18 protein-coding genes are annotated in these 20,799 nt (G+C 67.0%); 7 read left to right on the top strand and 11 right to left on the bottom strand.

Features of this window, described 5'->3' with window-relative positions; all coding sequences use genetic code 11:
- Positions 1 to 9 precede the first annotated feature (9 nt).
- Positions 10 to 687, bottom strand: a complete 678-nt coding sequence (locus tag I7X43_RS01535; protein ID WP_198099126.1) for an energy transducer TonB — start codon at positions 685 to 687, stop codon at positions 10 to 12.
- A gap of 163 nt (positions 688 to 850) precedes the next feature.
- Between I7X43_RS01535 and I7X43_RS01530 the strand changes: the two genes are divergently transcribed.
- Positions 851 to 1,420 (top strand): thymidine kinase, encoded by a 570-nt coding sequence (locus I7X43_RS01530; protein WP_198099125.1) that lies wholly within the window; start codon positions 851 to 853, stop codon positions 1,418 to 1,420.
- 70 nt (positions 1,421 to 1,490) lie between these two features.
- On the opposite strand, the gene I7X43_RS01525 is transcribed toward I7X43_RS01530, so the two are convergent.
- Positions 1,491 to 2,057 (bottom strand): hypothetical protein, encoded by a 567-nt coding sequence (locus I7X43_RS01525; protein WP_198099124.1) that lies wholly within the window; start codon positions 2,055 to 2,057, stop codon positions 1,491 to 1,493.
- 302 nt (positions 2,058 to 2,359) lie between these two features.
- Here I7X43_RS01525 and I7X43_RS01520 point away from each other — a divergent pair, with 302 nt between their 5' ends.
- Positions 2,360 to 2,821, top strand: coding sequence for a hypothetical protein (locus tag I7X43_RS01520; protein ID WP_198099123.1), 462 nt, complete (start codon positions 2,360 to 2,362; stop codon positions 2,819 to 2,821).
- A 43-nt stretch (positions 2,822 to 2,864) separates the two neighbouring features.
- On the opposite strand, the gene fusA is transcribed toward I7X43_RS01520, so the two are convergent.
- The 4 genes from fusA to I7X43_RS01500 form a co-directional block, all read right to left on the bottom strand.
- Entirely contained in the window at positions 2,865 to 4,907 is a 2,043-nt protein-coding gene (fusA, locus tag I7X43_RS01515) for an elongation factor G (RefSeq protein ID WP_375140377.1), read from the bottom strand.
- A gap of 114 nt (positions 4,908 to 5,021) precedes the next feature.
- Positions 5,022 to 5,816 carry a GNAT family N-acetyltransferase gene (locus tag I7X43_RS01510; RefSeq protein WP_198099121.1) on the bottom strand — a complete coding sequence of 265 codons (795 nt, stop codon included), beginning with the start codon at positions 5,814 to 5,816 and terminating at the stop codon, positions 5,022 to 5,024.
- A gap of 119 nt (positions 5,817 to 5,935) precedes the next feature.
- Positions 5,936 to 7,237 (bottom strand): guanine deaminase, encoded by a 1,302-nt coding sequence (gene guaD / locus I7X43_RS01505; RefSeq protein WP_198099120.1) that lies wholly within the window; start codon positions 7,235 to 7,237, stop codon positions 5,936 to 5,938.
- Complete coding sequence (locus I7X43_RS01500; RefSeq protein WP_198099119.1) at positions 7,230 to 8,381, bottom strand: GGDEF domain-containing protein; 1,152 nt, start codon at positions 8,379 to 8,381, stop codon at positions 7,230 to 7,232. The genes guaD and I7X43_RS01500 overlap by 8 nt, the downstream gene beginning before the upstream one ends.
- A 156-nt stretch (positions 8,382 to 8,537) precedes the next feature.
- Here I7X43_RS01500 and I7X43_RS01495 point away from each other — a divergent pair, with 156 nt between their 5' ends.
- From I7X43_RS01495 to I7X43_RS01480, 4 genes are all read left to right on the top strand, one after another.
- Entirely contained in the window at positions 8,538 to 9,569 is a 1,032-nt protein-coding gene (locus I7X43_RS01495) for a GGDEF domain-containing protein (protein ID WP_198099118.1), read from the top strand.
- 71 nt (positions 9,570 to 9,640) lie between these two features.
- Complete coding sequence (locus I7X43_RS01490; protein WP_198099117.1) at positions 9,641 to 10,519, top strand: TRAP transporter TatT component family protein; 879 nt, start codon at positions 9,641 to 9,643, stop codon at positions 10,517 to 10,519.
- A 12-nt stretch (positions 10,520 to 10,531) separates the two neighbouring features.
- The gene (locus I7X43_RS01485; protein ID WP_246480085.1) at positions 10,532 to 11,545 is read left to right on the top strand and encodes a TRAP transporter substrate-binding protein; all 1,014 of its coding nucleotides are present in this window, start codon (positions 10,532 to 10,534) and stop codon (positions 11,543 to 11,545) included.
- A complete protein-coding gene (locus I7X43_RS01480) occupies positions 11,535 to 13,382 on the top strand; it encodes a TRAP transporter large permease subunit (protein ID WP_310737502.1) in 1,848 nt (615 codons plus the stop codon). The genes I7X43_RS01485 and I7X43_RS01480 overlap by 11 nt, the downstream gene beginning before the upstream one ends.
- Positions 13,383 to 13,408: 26 nt before the next feature.
- Here I7X43_RS01480 and I7X43_RS01475 read toward each other — a convergent pair whose 3' ends face one another.
- Positions 13,409 to 14,455 (bottom strand): TerC family protein, encoded by a 1,047-nt coding sequence (locus tag I7X43_RS01475; RefSeq protein WP_198099116.1) that lies wholly within the window; start codon positions 14,453 to 14,455, stop codon positions 13,409 to 13,411.
- 97 nt (positions 14,456 to 14,552) lie between these two features.
- Here I7X43_RS01475 and I7X43_RS01470 point away from each other — a divergent pair, with 97 nt between their 5' ends.
- On the top strand, positions 14,553 to 15,431 hold the full coding sequence (locus I7X43_RS01470) for a LysR family transcriptional regulator (RefSeq protein WP_198099115.1): 879 nt from the start codon (positions 14,553 to 14,555) through the stop codon (positions 15,429 to 15,431).
- Here the strand turns inward: I7X43_RS01470 and I7X43_RS01465 are convergent, their stop codons facing one another.
- From I7X43_RS01465 to icmF, 4 genes are all read right to left on the bottom strand, one after another.
- Positions 15,432 to 16,205 (bottom strand): substrate-binding periplasmic protein, encoded by a 774-nt coding sequence (locus I7X43_RS01465; protein ID WP_198099114.1) that lies wholly within the window; start codon positions 16,203 to 16,205, stop codon positions 15,432 to 15,434. It abuts the gene before it with no gap.
- A 66-nt stretch (positions 16,206 to 16,271) separates the two neighbouring features.
- Positions 16,272 to 17,129, bottom strand: a complete 858-nt coding sequence (locus tag I7X43_RS01460; protein ID WP_198099113.1) for a hypothetical protein — start codon at positions 17,127 to 17,129, stop codon at positions 16,272 to 16,274.
- Entirely contained in the window at positions 17,126 to 17,410 is a 285-nt protein-coding gene (locus I7X43_RS01455; RefSeq protein ID WP_198099112.1) for a hypothetical protein, read from the bottom strand. Before I7X43_RS01455 ends, I7X43_RS01460 begins: the two co-directional genes overlap by 4 nt.
- Positions 17,411 to 17,508: 98 nt before the next feature.
- On the bottom strand, positions 17,509 to 20,790 hold the full coding sequence (gene icmF / locus I7X43_RS01450) for a fused isobutyryl-CoA mutase/GTPase IcmF (RefSeq protein ID WP_198099111.1): 3,282 nt from the start codon (positions 20,788 to 20,790) through the stop codon (positions 17,509 to 17,511).
- Positions 20,791 to 20,799 lie beyond the last annotated feature (9 nt).

Below are 20,799 nucleotides of genomic sequence, written 5' to 3'. Positions count from 1 at the left end.
GCGTGCGCCTCAGTCCAGCTCGTACTCCAGCCAAGCCTGGGCGATCACCTCGATGGGGTGGCCGTCTTCCACGATGGGCTGGATGCGGGCGCGCTGCATGGCCTCCAGCGCTTGGGCATCCAAGCGGGCAAAGCCCGAGCTGCGGCTGAGTTGGATTTCGCGCGGGCTGCCTTGGGTGTCAAAGAGCACGCGCAAGCCCACCCGGCCCGACTCCCCCGCGCGTCGCGACAGGCGCGGCACCTCGACGGCGGGTTCGACGCGGTAGCGCAGGGCCGAGGCGGGAACGACCTTGGGCGAGGTGACGGCTGCGGGCGGGGCGCTGGTGGGACTGCCCTGCGGGTTGGGCGGGCTGACGGCGTGGGGAAGTAGGGCCGTGGTCGACGGCGTCACAACGGCCGGGACTTCGGGGGGAGGAAGCGTCACCGCCGCGGGATGCGGCGGCAAGGGCAGGGTGGCGGTTGCTCGGGGCGCGGAATTGGCTCGGGGGCGATCGATCGGCGGCCGCTCGGCGATCAGGTGCACGGCCAGGGGCTCGGGCGCCAGCGTGCGGATGGCAGTTCGCCCGCTTTGCCCGAGCGCGAGCACCACGAGCGCGTGCACTACCACCACCAAGGCTCCGCTGCGCAAGCGGCGGGGCTCGGGGGTCCAGCCCGGTGGGGCAAGGGGCAGCAGGGTGGCGGAGGGCATGGGAACTTGCGGATGACAGCGAATGAGTACAACTGTATTGCAAATGCGAATGATTCGCAACACGGATGTTGAGTGGGTGGAAACGCGGGCCTGCGGCTTGGCGAGACAATCCGCGCCCGAAACGGGGCGGTCGGACGCCCCATCCTTGAAACCTGGGGCCGCCATGGCAAAACTTTTTTGGCGCTACGGCGCGATGGCTGCCGGCAAGACGCTGGCGCTACTGGGCGTGGCCCACAACTACGAACGCCTGGGCCGCAGCGTGGCGCTGTACACGGCGCAGATCGATGACCGGTTCGGCGCCGGGGTCATTGGGACCCGATTGGGGCTGCAGCGGGAGGCGCAAACCTTCAGCGCCGCGCACGAATTTCGTGCGGCGGATTTGCCGACCGACACCGCCTGTCTGCTGATCGATGAGGCCCAGTTCCTCACCACCGCGCAGGTGCGGCAATTGCATCAAATCGCGGTGCTGCATGGGGTGCCGGTGATTTGCTACGGCTTGCGCACGGATTTCCAAGGCAATGGCTTTGAAGGCGCAGCGGCCTTGGGGCTGCTGGCCGACCAGATCGAAGAGTTGAAAACGGTCTGCGGCTGTGGGCGCAAAGCCAGCTTCAATGTGCGCGTGGACGGCGAAGGGCGACGGGTGCGCGAGGGCGAGCAGGTCTCCATTGGCGGGGATGCCCAGTACCACGCGGCGTGCCCGTATTCCTTCTATACCGAGGCCTGCAAGCCCTGAGCCGCGGGTTCGGGTGAAAAAAAACGCCGCAACCCGACGGGCTGCGGCGCTGGAGGGGGCGTTGACCGGCTTAGAAGCGGTAGCTCGTGCCCACACCCACGTGGCGCCCCTGGACCTCGGCACCCTGCACTTCGTATTTCTCGCTGACCACGCGTACAAAGGCGCTCAAGCCCTTGGGCCAGACGTGCTCGGCTTGCAGCACCCAGCCGGCCTTGGCTGACATGTCGTAGTTGCCGATGTAGCTGGCGCCGGAACTCGTCAGCTTCACGCCGTTGGCCTTGCGCACGCCACCGCCGAAGCGCCAGCCGTCGCCCCCTTGAAAGAAGCCCAGCACTTCAATGGGCCAGCGCTGGAATCGCACTTCACCATTTTTCGCGGCGCTGTTGTCGACGTGATAACCGATGTTGGCTTGTACGGTCAGCGGCAACGAATCCATTTGAACTTCAAAGCCGCCGAACAGGTGCACCAAGCCGCCGCTGCGCACGTCTTGGTGCGAGCCATCGGTAAAGCTCACGCGGGCCAGCTTCTCGCCGCCGGCGGTGAAGGAAGCGCCGATCACGGGGCGCACGGTGGTTTCAGCCTGCGCCATGCCGGCCACACACAGGGCCGCAGCCGCCCAAATCGCACGAAGGGTCATAGGGTTCTCCCGAAAAAGGGCGGGATTGTGCCCAGCGTGTGCCATCCACCATCCACCCGGTTGGGGGGTGGGCTAGAGGGGCGCCAACGACGGGTTTTTGCCAGATCAAATCGGACTCGCGCTGAATCCAACGGGCACGGTTGATGGGCAAGTGAAGGGGGTGAAGCCCGCCTTTATCGGCGGATTGATCTTGGGCACCCGCCTCACAGTGGGAGGCCGTTTGAGCAGGAGGCCCCATGCAGATTGCGTTGTTGCCGGCGTTGTTCGAATCACGGCGCGCGGGTCAGGCGCGCTAGCCCGCCGTGTTCACGATCCGCTTCTTGACTGCGCAGCAGCGGGCGGAGCCGCCCTTGCCGCAAAGCGTCCTGCGCGATGCCTTGGAAATCATGCTGGCCTTCAAGTGCATCGCGCCCGGCATCGTGGTGGAGCAGGACGGCGCCCGTATCGCCGAGACCCGCGATGGCCGCTTGATTCATCCCCAACTGGACGACCACATGGAGGTGGCCTTGGAGCAAGAGCATCCCCCAGAAATCAGCTACAGCCGCGCGGCGCAGTTGCTGGGTGCGTACCGCGGTGCAGCGGCACAACTGGAGACCGCCCACCGGCTGGAATTCCCGCTGTTGTGTACCCGCTTGTTGGCGCTCGAGGCCACCCTGTTGGCCCACGCCGCCCGCGATGGGCTGGACCTCGACGCCCAGGGCTATCGCAGCGCCCAGGCGTTGATTGAAGAAACGCGCGACGGAACCCACTTGAGGCTGATCTGAGGGCTGGCCGTGCGACGGGGCCCCAGCGATGGGCGCTCCAGAATCAGTCGGTGTCGTCTTGCACCTTGTAGGCCGCGGCCAGCTGCGCCTGGGTGTTGGGCGGAACGGGGTCGTAATGACTGAAGGCCAGGGTGTAGCGGGCTTGGCCGCTGGTCAGGGCGTTCAACCGCGTTTGAAAGGCGGCGAGCTCGGCCAAAGGAGCCAGCCCTTGCACCACCAGTTGGCCCGGAATGGCTGCGCGCGTTCCGGTGACTTGCCCCCGGTGGCTGGCCAGATCGCCCGAGACATCCCCAACACTGGCTTCCGGTGTCAGCACTTCGACCTGTACCACGGGCTCCAGGACCACCGGGCGGGCCTCGCGGACGGCCAATTGCACGGCCTTCTTGGCGGCGGTTACGAACGCGATTTCTTTGCTGTCCACACTGTGGTGCTTGCCGTCGAAGACGGTGACCTTGAGGTCGACCAAGGGATAGCCCGCCAGGACGCCCAGCGCACAGGCTTCACGCACCCCTTTCTCCACCGCCGGGATGAAGGCCGTGGGAATCACCCCGCCTTTGACATGGTCGACAAACTCGAAGCCCGTGCCGCGCTCTTTGGGCTCCACCTTGAGCCACACCTCGCCAAACTGTCCGGCACCACCACTTTGCTTCTTGTGACGGTAGTGGCCTTCAGAGTAGGCGGTGATGGTTTCGCGATACGCAATGCGTGGGGGTTGGGTCTTGACCTCGAATTTGAAGGTCTCTTTCAAGCGTTCCAGTAGCACCCGCAGGTGCAATTCCCCGAGCCCGTAGACCACGGTCTCGTTGGTCTGCGCAGCCTGCTCGAGTTTGAGGCAGGGGTCCTCTTCGACCAAACGGTGCATCACATCCCACAAGCGCTGCTCGTCGCCATGGCGCGTGGGCGAAAGGGCCAGGCCATGGACCGGGGTGGGAACGGTCAGCGGGGCCAAGTGGATGTGCTCGTCCTCGGTGGCGTCATGAAGCACGGCGTCCGGGTGCAATTCATCCAGTTTGGCCACGGCGCAAATTTCGCCGGGGCCCGCCTGGTCCAGCGGAACCTGGGTCTTGCCTTGCAGGGCAAACAGGTGGCCGACACGGACGGGCTTGCGACCATGGCCGACGTAGAGCTGCATGTTCTTCTGCAGCGTGCCTTGGTGCACGCGCAGGAAGCCCAATTTGCCCAGGAAGGGGTCGGCCCGAACCTGGAACACATGGGCCAGCACGTGGGCCTCCGGATCGAGGCTGACGCGGACCGCTTGGGCCTCGGCGCCCTCGCCGCTCAGGAACTCCGGGGGGTTGGCCTCGCCCGGGTTGGGGAGCAATTTGTCGATGACGGTCAGCAACTCGGGCACGCCCACGCCACTCTTGGCGGCACAAAAGCAAACCGGGATCAGGTGCCCCTCGCGCAAGGCCTGTTCCAGCGGCGCGTGCAATTCGGTGGCCGGCACATCGCCGTCATTCAGGTAGCGGTCGACAAAAGCGGCGTCCACCTCCACCACCTGCTCAACCAGGGCGCTGTGGGCCGCCTCGACCGACCCAAAGTCACTGCTCCCCGTGGCTCGGAAAAAGCAGTCCGCCACGCCCCCGGCGTGGGGCAGGTTCAGCGGCAAGCACTCCTTGCCGAAGGTGGCTTGGATCTGTTCCAACAGCGCGGGCAGGTCGACGCCCGGGGCATCGATCTTGTTGATGACGATGACCCGATCGCGGCCGCGCTCCTTGGCGGCGTCCAACATGCGCTGGGCCATCAGCTCGATGCCGCGTTGGGCGTCGAGCACGACCACCGCGGTCTCCACGGCCTCCAGCGCGGGCAGGGCCTGCCCGGTGAAGTCCGGACTGCCCGGGGTGTCGATCACGTGCACGCGCAGGCCGTTGTGCTCGAAATGCAGCAGGCTACTTTGCAGCGAATGTTGCATGCGACGCTCAATCGCGTCGTGGTCGCTGACGGTGTTGCCTTTTTCGACGGCACCCTGCGCCGGCACGGCACCGGCCGCATGCAACAGGGCCTCGGCCAAGGTGGTTTTGCCGCTGCCAGCGGGGCCCACCAAGGCCAGGGTGCGAAGGGAAGCGATGCGATTCTGAGCGGCCATCATGAACTCCGTCACACGATGACCCCAGCGTATCGACGGCCAGACGGCGACGCAAGCGGCAGTTGCGGGGGGCTTGAAACGGATCAAGACCGGGGGCGACCCCCGCAGCGTGGGTCAGGACGCGGCCGTGCCGCCCAAAAAACGTCGGTGGTAGTTGGCGGGGAGATCCGCCAATCTCAGCATCAGCGGAAAGTCGGCGCAGCGGAAGTCGGGATCCCAGGCCGGAGCGCCCAGCAGTTGCGCATTGGCCTTCAAGTAGCCCCGCAGCAGGGGGGGCATTTCGACGGACGATGCGGCGGGCGCCAAGTGCAGCGGCGTGCGGGGTCGCACCTGCCATTCAATGGGCGCCAGGTGGCGCGGAGCCAATTGATTCCAAAGGGCCCAAGCGTTCTGAGCCCCGTGGCGGGCGTCCACGCTCGCGCAGCCAATCAGCAGGTCCAGTCGGCGGCGCTGAAGGTGCTCGGCAATGGCGCCCCACAGCATCAGGACGGCGGCGCCACGCCGATAGGCGGGCGCCACGCAGGCGCGTCCCAATTCAGCGATGCGGTGGCGTTCATGGCGCAGGCGAATCAGATCAAACGCGGAATCGGCGTAAAAACCCCCGATGCGACGGGCGGCGTCCGCCGTCAGCACGCGGTAGCACGCGACCACGGGGCCGGGCTCGCCCGTGGGCGACTCAGCCCGCAGCAGCAAATGCTCGCAATGCTCATCGTAGAGGTCCGCGTCGTGCCCGGCCGGGGTGCCCCGAGGGGGGCGCAGCAGGGCCCCCAACTCCTGTGAAAACACCTGATGGCGAAGCCGCTGCGCTTCCCGAAGTTCATCCAGGTGCTGGGCCCAGTGGATGGTCAGACGGCCGCTCGCCAGGGGCGCTGCGGGAGATGAATAGAGGGGGGTTGAGATGGCCAGCATCACCGATCACTTTTTGCATTGAAGGTGCCGGCCATGCTGCCCCTCATCCATGACACGGCTGTGTCGGATTGATGGCAGTCTTGTGACAGCGCCCTGAGCGATCTGCTGAAGGGCCGTGGCTAGGTTGACTGGGTCCCCGCCACCCACACCGCCTCGAGCAGTCGCTCGTCGCCCAACATCAGCCAGGCGAACAGGCGCTCATGCAAGCTGTCGGCGCGCCCCAAGCGATGGTCCAGCACCGAGCCCGCGTCGGCCCAGCGCCAGCAGCACACATCGGCCACGCAACCGGGCTCCAGGCGGCCGATTTCGTGACCAAGCTGAAGCGAGTCCGCATTGCCCGCAGTGGCGGCGTGCAAGAGCGTGAAGGCGTCCAGCCGCTGGCCCTGCAGGGCGGCCACCTGGTATGCGGCGGCCAGCGTGCGTTGCAGCGAGAGGCTGACCCCACCGCCCACATCGCTGGCGATGGACAGGCGCACGCCCTCGGCGGCCCGGCCGCGCCAGTCGAACAGGCCACTGCCCAGAAAGAGGTTGCTGGTGGGGCTGTGGGCGATCACCGAACCAGTGGCGCGCAGCGCCGCGCGGTCGTTGTCGTCCAGCCAGATGCCGTGGGCGAGCGTCGAGCGCGGGCCGAGCAAGCCGTGGCGCTCGTACACGCCCAGGTAGCTGCGCGCTGTGGGGAAGAGCTGGCGCACCCAGTCGACCTCGGCGCGGTTCTCCGCCACATGGGTCTGCAGGTAGCTGCTGGGGTGGGCGGCCAGAAGCGCGCCCGCCAGGTCGAGCTGGGCCTCGCTGCTGGTGGGGGCGAAGCGCACGGTGTGGGCATAGGCATTGCGGCCGCGGCCGTGCCAGCGCTGGATCAGCTCGAGGCTGTCCCGCTCCGCTTCAGCCACCGTGTCGCGCAGGCCCTCGGGCGCATGGCGGTCCATCAGGCACTTGCCGGTGATCAGGCGCATGCCGCGCGCTTCGGCCGCCGTGAACAGGGCGTCCACGCTGCCCTTGTGCACGGTCGGGAAGACCAACGCCGCGGTGGTGCCGTGGGCCAGCAATTGATCCAGGAAGCGGGCGCTGCCGGCGGCGGCCACCGCCGGGTCGGCCCAGGCCTTCTCGGCCGGGAAGGTGTAGCGGTTCAGCCAGTCCAGCAGCTCGGTGCCGTAGCTGGCGATGACGTCGAGCTGCGGCGCATGCACATGGGTGTCGATGAAGCCCGGCAGCAGCAGCCGACCCGGGCGCTCGTCGCGGGGCCAGCGGGCATCGGGGGCCTCGGCCTGCACGGCGACGATGCGGCCGTCCTCGATCAGCAGCCAGTGGTCAGGGCGCCAGCGCACACCGGGCGGCGGGGCGTCCAGCGCAGCATCGGGCGGCGGGGCGTGGATGAAGTCGAGCAGGTCGCCACGCAGCGCCAGGCGGCGGGGCTCAGTCATGCGGGGCCAATCCCGGTTCGGCGCACAGCCGGCCCCGTCCTTGGTGCTTGGCGGCCCACAGCCCCGCATCGGCGCGGCGCACCATGTCCTCGACATGACGGTCGCCCGAGCGCATCAGCGACCAGCCGGCGCTGTAGTCGAGCACGAAGCCCAGCTCTTGCTCGGCCGAGGACTCCAGCGTGGCGCGAATGCGGGCATCCAGGGCTTCCACACCTTCCCCTTGCGTGCGGGCCAGCAACACCCCAAACTGCTCGCCACCCAGGCGCGCTGCGCAGTCACCCGGTCGAATGGCGTTGCGCATCAATCGAGCGAGCAGCCCCAGGGCCTCGTCGCCACTTGTGTGACCATGCAGGTCGATCACCTGCTTGAAGTGATCCACGTCCAAGACCATGAGTGCGAGCGGTTCGCGATGTCGTCTGGCCACGGCCATCATCTCGTTGCCCCGCTGTTCAAAGGCCCGGCGATTGGCCAGCTGAGTCAGGGCATCGGTCTTGGTTTGGTGGCGCAGTCGCCCATCGGCCTCCCCCCGCCAGCCGGCCAGCACCGCGCTGGTCATGCCCCAGGACGCCAGCATCAAACTCCCGTACAGCGCCAGGCTCCAGGTCGCGGGCGGTGGCGCCCCCCAAAGGGTCATGCCTTGGTGGATGAAGAGCAACTGAGCCGGGAGCAGGGTCAGCGCCCACAACCGACTCCAACGGGTGTGCAGTTCCGGCGCTTGCGGCGCGGGCGCCACCAGCGCCACGATCAGGACCGCCACCAACAGGGCCAGCCAACTCGCGGCAAGACCTTCCACCAGCAGGGGTTGGTAAAACCACGCCCCAGCGAGCAGGGGCGGGCCGGCGAGCCCCATCACCCAGGCGGTGTGGCTGAGGGGTCGCTTGCCCATCCAGGCCTGCACCCCGCGCTGGGCAGCCACCACAGCCGCGCCGAGCGCGGCAAAAGCCAGCAATTGCACGGCAGAAGGCAGGGGCCAGTGCGCATGGATCAGGGCACCCACCGCCACGGTGCTTTGTAGCCCGAGACTGAGCTGCACCCAGCGCATTGCCACGCTCATGGGACGGCCCACCAAGCGTGGCAGGGCGGCCGTGAACCACAGCACATGCAGCAGCAGGGCGGTCAGGAGCGTGGGCAGGTGCAGTGTCATAACGGTCAAGCATAGCCCGCCGGGGCGTTACAGCGGGGGGCGATGGGCCCCGTCGGGGACGCTCCGGCGCGGGCCGGGAAAGGGCCGATGCGCAAGCGCCGAGGGCATGCCTACACTCGGCCCCTTCTATCCCCGCCCTTTGCGGCCCAACGGTCCATGGTGCCTGAACCCTCGTGCGCGCGCTGGCTCCCCCGGTTCTGGCTGGGTGGACTGGTTGCGGCTGGGCTGTGCGGGCTGGGGGCACTCTGGGCGGTGTGGACCACCGGCGCCTGGGCGGCGGCCTTGGCTTGGGCCGGCGGCGGGGTCGGCTGGGCCGCCTTGGCCGGGGTCGCCTGCGTAGGGCACCGCCTGCTCCAAGCCGTACAGTCGCAAAACCAGCAAGCGGTTCATGCGCAGCAGCAAATCCAGACCTTGCAGCAGGCCTTGAAGGCGAAGGATCAGCAACTGGCGGAGTCCGAAGCGCAGGGCCGCAGTTTGATGAGTCAATGGCAGGACTCGCTCAAGGCCCTGCAGGTTCAGCATCGCGACTTGCAGGACGCCCATGCCGAGTTGGCCCTGGTTGCGGAATCCGACTCCCTTGGGGTGCTGGGCAGTCGTCGGGCGCTGGAGGAGCGGCTCAATCGCATCGTCCACGCCGTGGGTGAGCGTCGGGCGCAAGCTCCCCGCTACGCCTTTTTGATCGTTGATCTGGATGAGTTGCAATCCATCAATGCGAAGTGGGGCCGTCATGTGGGCGACTTCGTTTTGGGCGTGGTGTCCACGCGCTTGGCATTGGCCCAGCGCGAAGGCGATTTACTGGTGCGGTGGGGTGGGGAGGAATTCCTGGCGCTGATCCCCGCCGACGATCCGGCGGCGGCACGCGCGTGTGCGGAGCGGCTGCGTTTGGCCGTGGCGGCCCACCCGGTGGCGTTGCCCTGGGGCGAGGTGGTTCAGCTGACGGTGTCGGTGGGCTATGCCTGCTGGCCCTTTGCCCCTGAGCGCGCCCTCAGCTGGCAAGAGGCCGTGCTGGTGGCGGAATGGGCCATGCAGCAGGCCAAAGCCAATGGCCGCAACCGCAGCGTGGGCGGTGTGCCGGGGGAGCCGGGTCTCAGTCCGGAGTCAGCAGACGGTGCCATGACGCCGATTCGATTGGCGCAATGGGCTGCCGCTGGGCAGATTCGAGCGCTGGCGGGGTTGGGGAACTCTTAAAACCTGCGCTCGACAGCTGCCCCGGGGAAGTGGGGCTTTCATTGTCGTGTCACCCCTGGCAGGATGGTTCGATGAGTACGCTTTCACTTCGGCGTGGGCCCGTTTCTTGGTGCGGAGGGGTCGTACTGATCCTGGCATCGGCTTTGGGCGGCTGCTCCACCCAAGCCCTGCTGGCGGATGCTTTGGCGCAAAACCAACAGACGGATGAGGACGATGTGGGCCTCGCCCGCGAGGCCAGCGCCTTTTATTTGAAGCTGTCGGAGTCGGTGCTGCGGGAGCAGCCGGGGCACGCCCGCTTGGGGGTGGCGGTCGCCTCGGGTTTTGCGCAATACGCCTACGCGTTTGTTGCTTTTGAGGCCGAGCGCCGGGAAGCGCAGGACCCCAAGGGAGCGCAAGCCGAGCGAATGCGAGCCACGCGACTGTTTGCACGCGCCGAGGGCCATGCGCGGCGGGCGCTGGCCACCCCGATACCGGACTGGGAGGCGCGCCTGCGGGAGGACCGCATGCCCAGCCTCAGCCCGGAGCAACGGGCCCTCGGGTATTGGTTGGCGGCGGCCTGGGCCGCGCGCATCAGCCTGTCCAAAGATCAACCCGAGGTCGTCGCGGACTGGCCGCTGGCGCAGCGCCTGGCGCTGTGGGTGTGGCGGCAGCAGCCCGACTGGGGCGAGGGGGACGTGGCGGCGCTGCTGGGCAGCCTGGAAGCCAGCCTGCCGGGCGGGCAGTTGGCGAAAGCCCAGGCCTACTTTGCCCAGGCGCAGCAGGCGTCCGGGGGGCGCAAGGCCGGGATTTGGGTCGCCCAGGCCGAAGCCTTGGGGCTGCAGGACCGCGGGCAATGGGAGGCGTGGCTGCGCCAGGCCCTTCAGGTGGCCGATCGCCATCGCAATCTGGCCAACGCGGTGATGCGGGAGCGGGCCCAGTGGCTGCTGGACACCGCCGATGACCGGTTTTGACAGGGGGATGACATGACGATGCACCGACGCGGAGCCCTGATGGCGCTGGCCGCCTGGCTGGCCCACGCACCCGCAACCCAAGCCCAAGGCCTGATGCAGCTGCGCATCGGTACCGTGGCGCCCAAGGGCTCTTCGCACCACCAGCAACTGCTGGAGATGGGCGAGGCCTGGCGGGCCGCCCAAGGCCCAGGCGCGAAAGTGACCGTCTTCACCGACGGCAGCCAAGGCGGTGAACACGAATTGCTGCGGCGCTTGCGCATTGGCCAGTTGCAGGGCGCCATGATGACCGTGGTGGGCTTGCGGGACATCGAGCCCAGCGTCTCCGCCTTGCAAAACCTGCCGCTGCTGTTTCGGAGCTGGGACGAAGTCGATGCGGTGCGCGAGAAGCTGCGGGCGGGCCTGGAGAAGCGCTTCCTCGACAAGGGTTTTGTGGTTGTGGCCTGGGGGGATGCGGGGTGGGTGCGGTTCTTTTCGAAAACCGCGGCCGTGCGCCCTGACGACTTCAAGCCGCTGAAGTTCTTCAGTTGGGGGCCGGAAACCGAGCAGCAGGCGCTGATGAAGGGCCTGGGCTACACGCCGGTGCCGCTGGAAACCAATGACGTCTTGCCCGCCTTGCAGACCGGCATGATTCAGGTCGTGCCCACCACGCCCTATTTCGCGCTGGCCACGCAGGTCTTCGGCCCCGCCCCGCACATGCTGGACCTGAACTGGGCCCCGGTGGTTGGGGCGGTGGTGGTGACGGCCAAGGCCTGGGAGGCCATGAGCCCCGCCGCACAGGTGGCGCTGAAGGCGGCGGGCGAGAAGGCGGGGGTGGCGATTCGCGCGGCCGCCCGACGCGAGGTCGAAGAATCGGTCGAAGCCATGCGCAAGCGCGGGCTGCAGGTGCACAAGCCCACGCCGGAGCAACTCAAAGAGTGGACCGACTTGGCCGAGAAGCTGTACCCCAAGCTGCGGGGCAGCCTGGTGCCCGCCGAAACCTTTGATGAGGTCATGGCCCATGTGAAGGCGGTACGTGGTGGGCGCTGAGCGCGAAGACGCGACCGCCCCGGGGCGGTCGGTGTGGGCGCGGGTGTCTGATTGGGATGCCTGGCTGGCCGCCGCGGCCCTGGCCGCGATGGTGGGCCTGCCGTTGGCGGAGATGGTGCTGCGCAAAACGGGCACGGGCCTGGACAACGCGGCCGCCCTGGTGCAGCACCTGGGGCTGGTGGTGGCCCTCTTCGGGGCCGTGGCGGCGGAGCGCCATGGCCACCTGGCCACGTTGGGCAGCGACTTCGGCGCCAGCTTGGCCGGGCCCCGCGTGATGCAGGTGCTGGGCAAGGGCGGGGCGGCGTTGATCTGTGGCGTGCTGGCCTGGGCGGCGGCGCAGTTTGTTCAGGCCGAGCGCCAAGGGGCGATGGTCCTGGCCTATGGGCTCCCCGTCTGGTGGGTGCAAGCCAGCTTGCCGGCGGGTTTTGCCCTGCTGGGGCTGCAGTTGGCGGCCCACTGCTTTGGGCCGGGGCCGTGGCGGCGGGTGCTGGCGCCGCTGATTCCCCTTGCGGGGGCGCTGGCCGCGGCCTGGGGCGAAGGGCAGGCGCTGCCGTGGATCCCCGCGCTGGGCGTGCTCATGGTGCTGTTGGTGATGGGCACGCCCATCTTTGCCGTGCTGGGGGGCTTGGCGGTGGCCCTCTTTTGGAGCGAGGGGCTGCCGCTGGCGTCGGTGCCCCTGTCGCACTACCAAATCACCGTCAACCCGTCGCTGCCGGCGCTTCCGCTCTTCACCTTGGCGGGCTTGTTGCTGGCCCGCACGGACGCCGCGCAGCGCGTGGGTCGGTGTTTAACGGCGACGTTTGGCGCCGGGCCCTTGGGCACCGTGCTGGCGGTCGCCCTGCTCTGTTCGGCCTTTACCGCCTTCACCGGGGGCAGCGGGGTCACGATCTTGGCCTTGGGGGGATTGCTGCTGCCGCTTTTGATGCAATCGGGCTACCCCGAGCGCAAGGGCATCGGGCTGGTGACCAGTGCCAGTGCGCTGGGGGTGTTGCTCGCGCCTTCAGTGCCCATGATCCTGGTGGCCATTCTGGTCAAGGTGCCCATCCGGGACATGTTTTTGGCCGGTCTGCTGCCCGCTCTGGTGATGGTGGCCAGCTTGTTGTTCTTTGGCGGTTTTTGGCGCCTGGGCCGGCGGGGCGAAGCGCCAGCGGTACCCGCGTCCTTCCCCCAACGCCCCCCGCTCGGGGCCGCGCTGTGGGCGGCCAAGTGGGAACTGGCGGCGCCCGTCGTGGCCCTCAGTGCCATGTTGGGGGGCTGGGCCACGCCCACGGAGGCGGCCGCGCTCACCGCGGCGTACGCCTTGCTCACCACCGTGGGGATCCACCGTGAACTGGACGCACGGGCCCTGGGGCGCTGCTTGGGGGATTGCGCGCAGATCATCGGTGGGGTGATGCTGATCCTGGGCATGGCGCTGGCGCTCACCAATTTCTTGGTTGATGCGGGCATCCCGGACCTGGCGGTGGAGCAGGTGCCGCAGTGGCTGCCCAACCGCTATGCGTTCTTGGTCGCGCTGTGCGCTTTCTTGTGCGTGGCGGCGGCGCTGATGGAGATTTATGCCGCCATCGTGGTGCTGGTGCCGCTGCTGCTGCCGCTGGCGCAGCACTACGGATTGGACCCCTTGCACTTTGGCATCTTGTTCCTGGCGGCCATGGAGGCGGGCTTCTTGTGCCCGCCGGCCGGCATGAACGTCTACTTTGCGGCAGCGCTGTTCAAGAAGCCCTTGCCCTATGTGGCCAAGGCGGTGGGGCCCGCCTTGATGGCTATTTTCTTGGGCACGGTGCTGCTGGCCCTGCTGCCCCCGCTGGCCACGGCCTTGCCCCACTGGATGGCGGGCTGACCGGGCCGGCGCGGGGCGGCCTGGGCTTAGCTCTCCTGCCCTGTGCCCGGGGCCGGCAACGCCGCGGGGCCGGTGCGACGCAGGATCAACGGGTCCGGCCGGGCGAGCGACAGGCCCACGCCCGCCGCCAGGATGCTGATCGTCAGCGTCAGCGACACCCAGGACGGCGGGTGGCCGAGGAACGGCGCGAACAGGACCTTGGCGCCAATCATCACCAGCAACACGGCCAGGGCGTGCTTCAGGTAGTGGAAGCGGTGCAGCATTTCGGCCAGGGCGAAGTACAGCGCCCGCAAGCCCAAGATGGCAAAGATGTTGCTGGTGTAGACCAAGTAAGGGTCGGTCGTCACCGCCAACACGGCGGGAACCGAGTCGATGGCAAAGATCAGGTCCGCGGTTTCGATGGCGCACAAGGCCAAGAACAGCGGCGTCACCCACCATTGCTTGCCTTTGCCGTCGCCGACATCGCGGCGCACCCAAAACTGGTTGCCCTGGAGTTGGGGCGTCACGCGCAACCAGCGGCGCAGGGTTTCGAGGCCGGGAATGCTCGGCGGCTCGTCTTCCATGCCGCTGCGCGGCCACATGCGCCATCCCGTCCACACCAGCAGGGCACCAAACACGGGCAGCATCCAGTCGAAGCGCTGAACGAGCGCCGTACCGCCGCCGATGAGCAAGGCGCGCAACACGATCACGCCCAGGATGCCCCAGAACAGCACCCGGTGCTGAAGGTGCCGGGGTACTTGCAGGGCGGCGAATACGGTGGCGATGACGAACAGGTTGTCGATCGACAGCGCCTTTTCAATCACGTAGCCCGTCAGGTAAGTCAAACCCGCGTCTGAGCCCTGCTGGACGGCGATCCATCCCCCGAACGCAACGCCTGCGGCGATGTAGCCTGCCGATTGCCACAAGCTGGCCCGGATGCTGATCTCCTTGTCCCCTCGGTTCAAGACCCCCAGGTCCAGCACCAACAGGGTCAGTACGATGCCCATGAACAGCAGCCACGCCCAGACGGCTTGCCCCAGGAAGGGCTGGTAAAGCCAGGGCAGCAGGGCCGAGGTGGTTTCGAGTGGCGGCATGGCGCGCTCCTTGTTCTTGAAAAGCCGCGACTGTAGAAATTCAACTATTCTTAAAAAAGCAGTTGATTGCGAATAAATAATCCTTAAAAAAGAGAATATGAACGAATTCAGCTACCGGCACCTTCACTACTTTTGGGTTGTGGCGACCGAGGGCAGCATGTCCAGAGCGGCCGAGCGGCTGGGCATGGCGGTGCAGACCGTGAGCGCGCAGGTCAAGGCCCTGGAGCGCGACTTGGGCCATGCCTTGCTCAAGCCGGCCGGCCGGGGATTGGCGTTGACCGAAGCCGGCCAGGCCGCTTTGCGGGTGGCCGATCAGATTTTTCAGATTGGAGATCAGCTGCCGACCGTGGTCCGTGAGGCCGGCTCGGTGCCGGCGGTGCGCTTGCAGATCGGCGTGGTGGACAGCCTGCCCAAATGGGTGGTGCAAGACCTGCTGCGTCCGGTGCTGAGCACTCCCCACTTGCACTTGATCGTCCAGGTCCACGAAGAAGAGGGTTTGATCGCCGATTTGGCCCTGCACAAACTGGATGCCGTGTTTTCAGACCGCATTCCCACGGCCGGCGGCGTCCGTCTGCACGGCCACGAGGTGGGGCGCTCCGCCGTCTCGTGGTATGCCGCGCCCGCGTGGCAATCCGTGGCCCAGCGGTTTCCACAGGCTTTGGGCGAGGTCCCGGTACTCTTGCCCACGCGCCATGCCGCCTTGCGACGTCAATTGGATGCTTGGTTCGAGCGCCACGGCGTTCGGCCACGCGTAGTCGGGGAGTTTGAGGACAGTGCGTTGCTCAAGGCCTTCGGCGCCGAAGGCATGGGCGTTTTTCCGGCCGCCGACTTGGTGCGGCCGGCGCTCACGACCCACTATGGCGTGGCGCCCGTGGGGTTGTGTGACGGCGTGGAAGAACGCTTCTATTTGGTGACCGCGCACAAGCGCGTGGCGCATCCGCTGCTGGCCCCGTTGGTTCAGGCACGGACGGTTTGATCAGCGCAGCGACTGTTCCTGCAGGCGGCCCTGCCAAGCTGGGTCGCGGGCCAGCAGCGCCACGCCTTCACTGAGCTGCTTGTGCAGCGCGGGCTGATCGTGGGGCACCAGGATGTGGCGTTCGTATTCGTCGTGGGGTTTGGGGGCCACATGAAAACGGCCCCGCAGCCCGGGGCGCCGCGCCAGCAAGGTGTAAAGCGTGCGGCGGGTGATCACCGTGGCGTCCGCCCGCCCGAGCGACAGCATCATCAGCGCGGTTTCGTCACTTTCGCTTTCCTCGCGCGGAATACGCCCGGCTTGGACCAGCTCTTCGATGCCCGCGTAGTAGTAGCCGCGGGGCAAGGCCATGCGCACGCCCACCAACGAGTCCGGCCCGGTGTACGCCACGGGGTGGTCGTGGCGTGACACCACCACGTCGGCATCGCGCATCACCGGCGGGGTCCAGAGGTAGCGCGAACGCTCGGCGTCGCGGAACCAGGTGGGGTGCACGCCCAGAATCGCCCCGCGCAACCGCCCGGCCACCAAGTCCGCTTCCAAGCGCCGCCGCGGCAGGTATTCCACCCGACAGCGCAGGCCCGGCACCCGCAGGCTGAGCAAGTCGGCCAACTCGTAGTACAGACCTTCTTTGCGGGTCAAGTCCAAGTACGGCGGCTTGAGGTGATAGCTGTACAGCACCGTGTCCTCGGCCGCGCTCGCGGTGAGCGGGGCCCAGCCCAACAGGCTCAGGCTGCCCAAGCAGGTGCGGCGGGACAGGGGGGCGGAGGGGAGGCGCACAGCGAAATGGGAGGCAGAGAGTTAGACGACTGTAGACCCGTCGCGGTGGCAGCGCCAGTGCCCGAGTCAAGGGGGTGGGAGTCGGGACGGTGCGTAAAGTGCCCCCAACTCCGGCATCGCTTGGTGCAAGGTCAAAAGCGTGGCCAGGCGCTGGGGGTAGCTGGGGTCGATCTCCAACTGTGGCAGCCGGGCTCGCAGGGCTGAGGCGGGCACCACCAGCCAGTCGTGGGGTTGTCCCGTGGGGTCGCCGCGGCTGGGGTGGGCGCTGAGGCGTGTCAGGTCGCGCAACTGGGGGTGCTGCGCGTCGAATTGATCTTGCCGGGTGGAGGCCTCCCGCAGCGCGGCGGCCCCACTTGAGCCCAGTCTGAACCAAGCCTGCCAGGCTCCCAAGCGGTCCTGACAGTCGCGAGCTGAGCCGTGAAGCAGCACCGGACCGCTCAGACGAATGGAATGCGCCGCCGGCAGCAGGTAGTTGGCGCAGGCTGAACCGCACAAGCCAAACACGATGACCGGCGTCCTCCAACGTTGGAGATCTGCGGCCAGTTGCAGGGCCACCGCCTCATCGCCGCCCGCGCTGCTGATGAGCAACCGCGCGGGTGCGCGCGAGGCTGCGGCAGCCTGCCACTTTTTCAGCAACGCCTGATCGAGGCGTCCAGTCAGGATCCAATTCCCGCTGGTTTGAGCCTGGAAGGTCCCGGACATTTTGGCCATCAGCAGCGCGTTGACCTCGTTTGCATCCAGGTCCGAGAACTGACCAGCGACGTCTTGGATCTTCAGCGGAACCTGGGGGGCACGAACATCGCAGGTGGCCGCGCTGATGACGATGGCCGCATCCGTTCGATCAGGGCGCACCAACCCGGCGACCACTCCGCCAACGCCTACGAGAAAGAGCGCCGTCCACCCCAAGGCCTTGTGGAATTTCATAACAAGTTCGGTCGCTGGGCGCGTGCAGTCGCCGCGCGGCGGTACGCGAGCCAAGGCCTCACGATGAAGTGGTGGACGCACAGCGGCCACAGGACGAATCCAGAGCAAAAGATCAGCAGATCGAGGTTCAGCAAAAACTCCGATCCGGGAACGTAGCAGTCCCCGGCTTCTGGGCAACCGATGGAGCGGCTGTAGGTTTGACGGAGCCTGAACTGAGCGATGGGCAGATAGGCGACAGCCAGCCACCAAATCTGGTGCACAACGAACAGAAGCACTCTCATGGCGGCATTGTGGGCTGCGCAGTGTGGCGTGAGCCGGCCGTTGGCGCGAAGAAAAGGCCTCCCGAAGGAGGCCTGCGGGATCGCGTGGTGGCGTGTGCTTACATGCTGCGCCGGTACTGCCCGCCCACCTCGAACAGGGCCGACGTGACTTGGCCCAGCGAGCAGACGCGCACGGCGTCCATCAGGACTTCGAACACGTTGCTGTTGTCGATCACGGCCTGCTGCAGGCGCTTGAGCATGGCGCCGCTCTGCGCGGTGTTGCGGGCTTGGAAGTCCGCCAGGCGCTGAAGCTGGCTTTGCTTTTCCTCGTCGGTGGAGCGGGCCAGTTCGATGCTCTCGGGTACGGGGTCGCCCGCCGGGTTGCGGAAGGTGTTGACGCCGATGATGGGGTACTCGCCCGTGTGTTTGAGCATCTCGTAGTGCATCGATTCTTCTTGAATCTTGCTGCGCTGGTAGCCCGTCTCCATGGCGCCGAGCACGCCGCCGCGGTCGGCGATCTTTTCGAACTCGGTCAGCACGGCCTCTTCGACGAGCTCGGTGAGCTCGTCAATGATGAAGGCGCCCTGGTTGGGGTTCTCGTTCTTGGCCAGGCCCCACTCGCGGTTGATGATGAGCTGGATGGCCATGGCGCGGCGCACGCTCTCTTCGGTCGGGGTGGTGATGGCCTCGTCGTAGGCGTTGGTGTGCAGCGAGTTGCAGTTGTCGTAGATCGCGATCAGCGCTTGCAGCGTGGTGCGGATGTCGTTGAAGGCGATCTCTTGCGCGTGCAGCGAACGGCCCGAAGTCTGGATGTGGTACTTGAGCTTCTGGCTGCGCTCGTTGGCGCCGTACTTGTCGCGCATCGTGGTGGCCCAAATGCGGCGCGCCACGCGGCCGAGCACGGTGTACTCGGGGTCCATGCCGTTGCTGAAGAAAAAGCTCAGGTTGGGCGCAAAGTCATCGATGTGCATGCCGCGCGCGAGATACGCCTCCACAAAGGTGAAGCCGTTGCTGAGCGTGAAGGCCAGCTGCGAGATGGGGTTGGCGCCGGCCTCGGCGATGTGATAGCCGCTGATGGACACCGAGTAGAAGTTGCGCACGTTGTGGTGCACAAAGTAGCTCGCGATGTCGCCCATGACCTTGAGGCTGAACTCGGTCGAGAAGATGCAGGTGTTTTGGCCCTGGTCTTCTTTGAGGATGTCGGCCTGCACGGTGCCGCGCACGTTGGCCAGCACCCACTCTTTGATCTTGGCGGCTTCGGTGTCGGTGGGCTCGCGGCCGTTATCAAGCTTGAACTTGTCCAACTGCTGATCGATGGCGGTGTTCATGAACATCGCCAGGATCGTGGGCGCGGGCCCGTTGATGGTCATCGAGACGCTGGTCGAGGGGTTGCAGAGGTCAAAGCCGCTGTAGAGCACCTTCATGTCGTCCAGCGTGGCGATGCTCACACCCGAGTTGCCCACCTTGCCGTAGATGTCGGGGCGCGGGGCTGGGTCGGCACCGTAGAGCGTGACCGAGTCGAACGCCGTGGAGAGGCGCTTGGCGGGCATGCCTTCGCTGACCAACTTGAAGCGGCGGTTGGTGCGGAAGGCATCGCCTTCGCCCGCGAACATGCGGGTCGGGTCTTCGCCCTCGCGCTTGAAGGCGAACACGCCGGCCGTGTAGGGGAAGCTGCCGGGCACGTTGTCCAGCATCAGCCACTTCAAGAGTTCGCCCTGGTCCTCGTAGGTGGGCAGCACGACCTTGCGGATCTTGGTGCCGGAGAGCGACTGCTGCACGAGCTGGGTGCGGATCTCTTTATCGCGGATCTTCACGACGTACTCGTCGCCCGCGTAGGCCTTGACCATGTCCGGCCACTGCTGCAGCAGCTTGCGCGATTCGGGCAGCAGGCGCTCTTCCCGTTCCTGGGCCAGGGCTTCCAGCGTGGCAGGCACCTCGTGCTGGCAGGCTTTGAGCATGGCTTGCGAGGCGCGCAGTTGTTGCACTTCGCGCGCCAGCTTGGCTTGGCTGCGGGCGCGGGCCTTGTAGCCGCGCACGGTGTCGGCGATCTCGGCCAGGTAGCGCGTGCGCGCGGCCGGCACGATGGGCACTTGGTGGGTGCTGTGGCGTGTGGCCACCAGCGGGAGGCGCCCGGCATCGAGTTGCAGACCTTTCTCGACCAGCACGGGCTTGAGCGCTTGGTAGAGCGCGGTCACGCCGTCGTCGTTGAAGCGGCTGGCCATGGTGCCGAAGACCGGCATCTGGTCGGGCATCACCGTGAAGGCCTCGCGGTTGCGCTGCACCTGTTTGGCCACGTCGCGCAGCGCGTCCTGCGCGCCCTTGCGGTCGAACTTGTTGATGGCGACGAACTGGGCGAAGTCCAGCATGTCGATCTTTTCGAGCTGGCTGGCGGCGCCGAACTCGGGCGTCATGACGTACAGGGGCACGTCCACCAGCGGCACGATGGCGGCGTCGCCCTGGCCAATGCCCGAGGTCTCGACGATGACCAGATCAAAGCCCGCGGCCTTGGCGGCGGCGATGCAGTCCGGCAGCGCCTGGCTGATCTCACTGCCGTAGTCGCGCGTGGCCAAGCTGCGCATGAAGACACGTGAACCGTTCTGCCACGGGCCGGTCGCGTTCATGCGGATGCGGTCGCCCAGCAGCGCGCCACCGCTCTTGCGGCGCGAGGGGTCGATCGAAATCAGCGCGACGCGCAGGCGGTCGTCTTGGTCCAGGCGCAGGCGGCGGATCAGCTCGTCGGTCAGCGAGCTCTTGCCCGCGCCGCCGGTGCCGGTGATGCCCAGCACCGGGGCGGTGCTCGCTTTGGCGGCCTCGTGCAGCGCGGCCTTAAAGCCGGCATCGGCCGCTTGGTTTTCGAGGGCAGTCAGCGCCTGAGCCAGCGAGCGCCAAGCGGCCTCGGTGTGGCCCTGGAGGGCAGAGACGGCGGTGGGGGCATAAGGCGACAGGTCCCGGTCGCAGCGCATCACCATCTCGCCGATCATGCCCTGCAGGCCCATGCGCTGCCCGTCCTCGGGGCTGAAGATGCGCACGCCGTGGGCGGCTAGGTCTTTGATTTCGGCCGGCACGATCACGCCGCCGCCGCCGCCAAAGACTTGGATGTGCTCGCCGCCGCGCTCTTTGAGCAGCTGCACCATGTACTTGAAGTACTCGACGTGCCCGCCTTGGTAAGAGCTCACCGCAATGCCCTGAGCATCTTCCTGCAGGGCGGCCGTGACGACCTCATCCACCGAGCGGTTGTGACCGAGGTGGATCACCTCCGCCCCCATGCTTTGCAGGATGCGCCGCATGATGTTGATGGCGGCGTCGTGGCCGTCGAACAGACTGGCCGCCGTCACGAAACGCACCTTGTGGGTGGGACGGTATTGGGCCAGCGCCTTGTGTTCTGCGTGGGAATGGTTCATGGCGGAAAA

Source organism: Inhella gelatinilytica (genome assembly GCF_016093295.1).
Taxonomy (GTDB): domain Bacteria; phylum Pseudomonadota; class Gammaproteobacteria; order Burkholderiales; family Burkholderiaceae_C; genus Inhella; species Inhella gelatinilytica.
The sequence above is the reverse complement of the archived record's forward strand: the minus strand, read 5'-3'. Positions and strand labels throughout refer to the sequence as shown.

What these genes read in the sequence shown, in the direction of transcription:
- I7X43_RS01510 (WP_198099121.1), bottom strand. Translation starts at nt 5,816, where the DNA reads ATGCTGGCCATCTCAACCCCCCTCTATTCATCTCCCGCAGCGCCCCTG.
- I7X43_RS01485 (WP_246480085.1), top strand. Translation starts at nt 10,532, where the DNA reads ATGACGATGCACCGACGCGGAGCCCTGATGGCGCTGGCCGCCTGGCTG.
- guaD (WP_198099120.1), bottom strand. Translation starts at nt 7,237, where the DNA reads ATGACTGAGCCCCGCCGCCTGGCGCTGCGTGGCGACCTGCTCGACTTC.
- I7X43_RS01535 (WP_198099126.1), bottom strand. Translation starts at nt 687, where the DNA reads ATGCCCTCCGCCACCCTGCTGCCCCTTGCCCCACCGGGCTGGACCCCC.
- icmF (WP_198099111.1), bottom strand. Translation starts at nt 20,790, where the DNA reads ATGAACCATTCCCACGCAGAACACAAGGCGCTGGCCCAATACCGTCCC.
- I7X43_RS01455 (WP_198099112.1), bottom strand. Translation starts at nt 17,410, where the DNA reads ATGAGAGTGCTTCTGTTCGTTGTGCACCAGATTTGGTGGCTGGCTGTC.
- I7X43_RS01475 (WP_198099116.1), bottom strand. Translation starts at nt 14,455, where the DNA reads ATGCCGCCACTCGAAACCACCTCGGCCCTGCTGCCCTGGCTTTACCAG.
- I7X43_RS01525 (WP_198099124.1), bottom strand. Translation starts at nt 2,057, where the DNA reads ATGACCCTTCGTGCGATTTGGGCGGCTGCGGCCCTGTGTGTGGCCGGC.
- I7X43_RS01460 (WP_198099113.1), bottom strand. Translation starts at nt 17,129, where the DNA reads ATGAAATTCCACAAGGCCTTGGGGTGGACGGCGCTCTTTCTCGTAGGC.
- I7X43_RS01470 (WP_198099115.1), top strand. Translation starts at nt 14,553, where the DNA reads ATGAACGAATTCAGCTACCGGCACCTTCACTACTTTTGGGTTGTGGCG.
- fusA (WP_375140377.1), bottom strand. Translation starts at nt 4,907, where the DNA reads ATGGCCGCTCAGAATCGCATCGCTTCCCTTCGCACCCTGGCCTTGGTG.
- I7X43_RS01495 (WP_198099118.1), top strand. Translation starts at nt 8,538, where the DNA reads ATGGTGCCTGAACCCTCGTGCGCGCGCTGGCTCCCCCGGTTCTGGCTG.
- I7X43_RS01500 (WP_198099119.1), bottom strand. Translation starts at nt 8,381, where the DNA reads ATGACACTGCACCTGCCCACGCTCCTGACCGCCCTGCTGCTGCATGTG.
- I7X43_RS01530 (WP_198099125.1), top strand. Translation starts at nt 851, where the DNA reads ATGGCAAAACTTTTTTGGCGCTACGGCGCGATGGCTGCCGGCAAGACG.
- I7X43_RS01490 (WP_198099117.1), top strand. Translation starts at nt 9,641, where the DNA reads ATGAGTACGCTTTCACTTCGGCGTGGGCCCGTTTCTTGGTGCGGAGGG.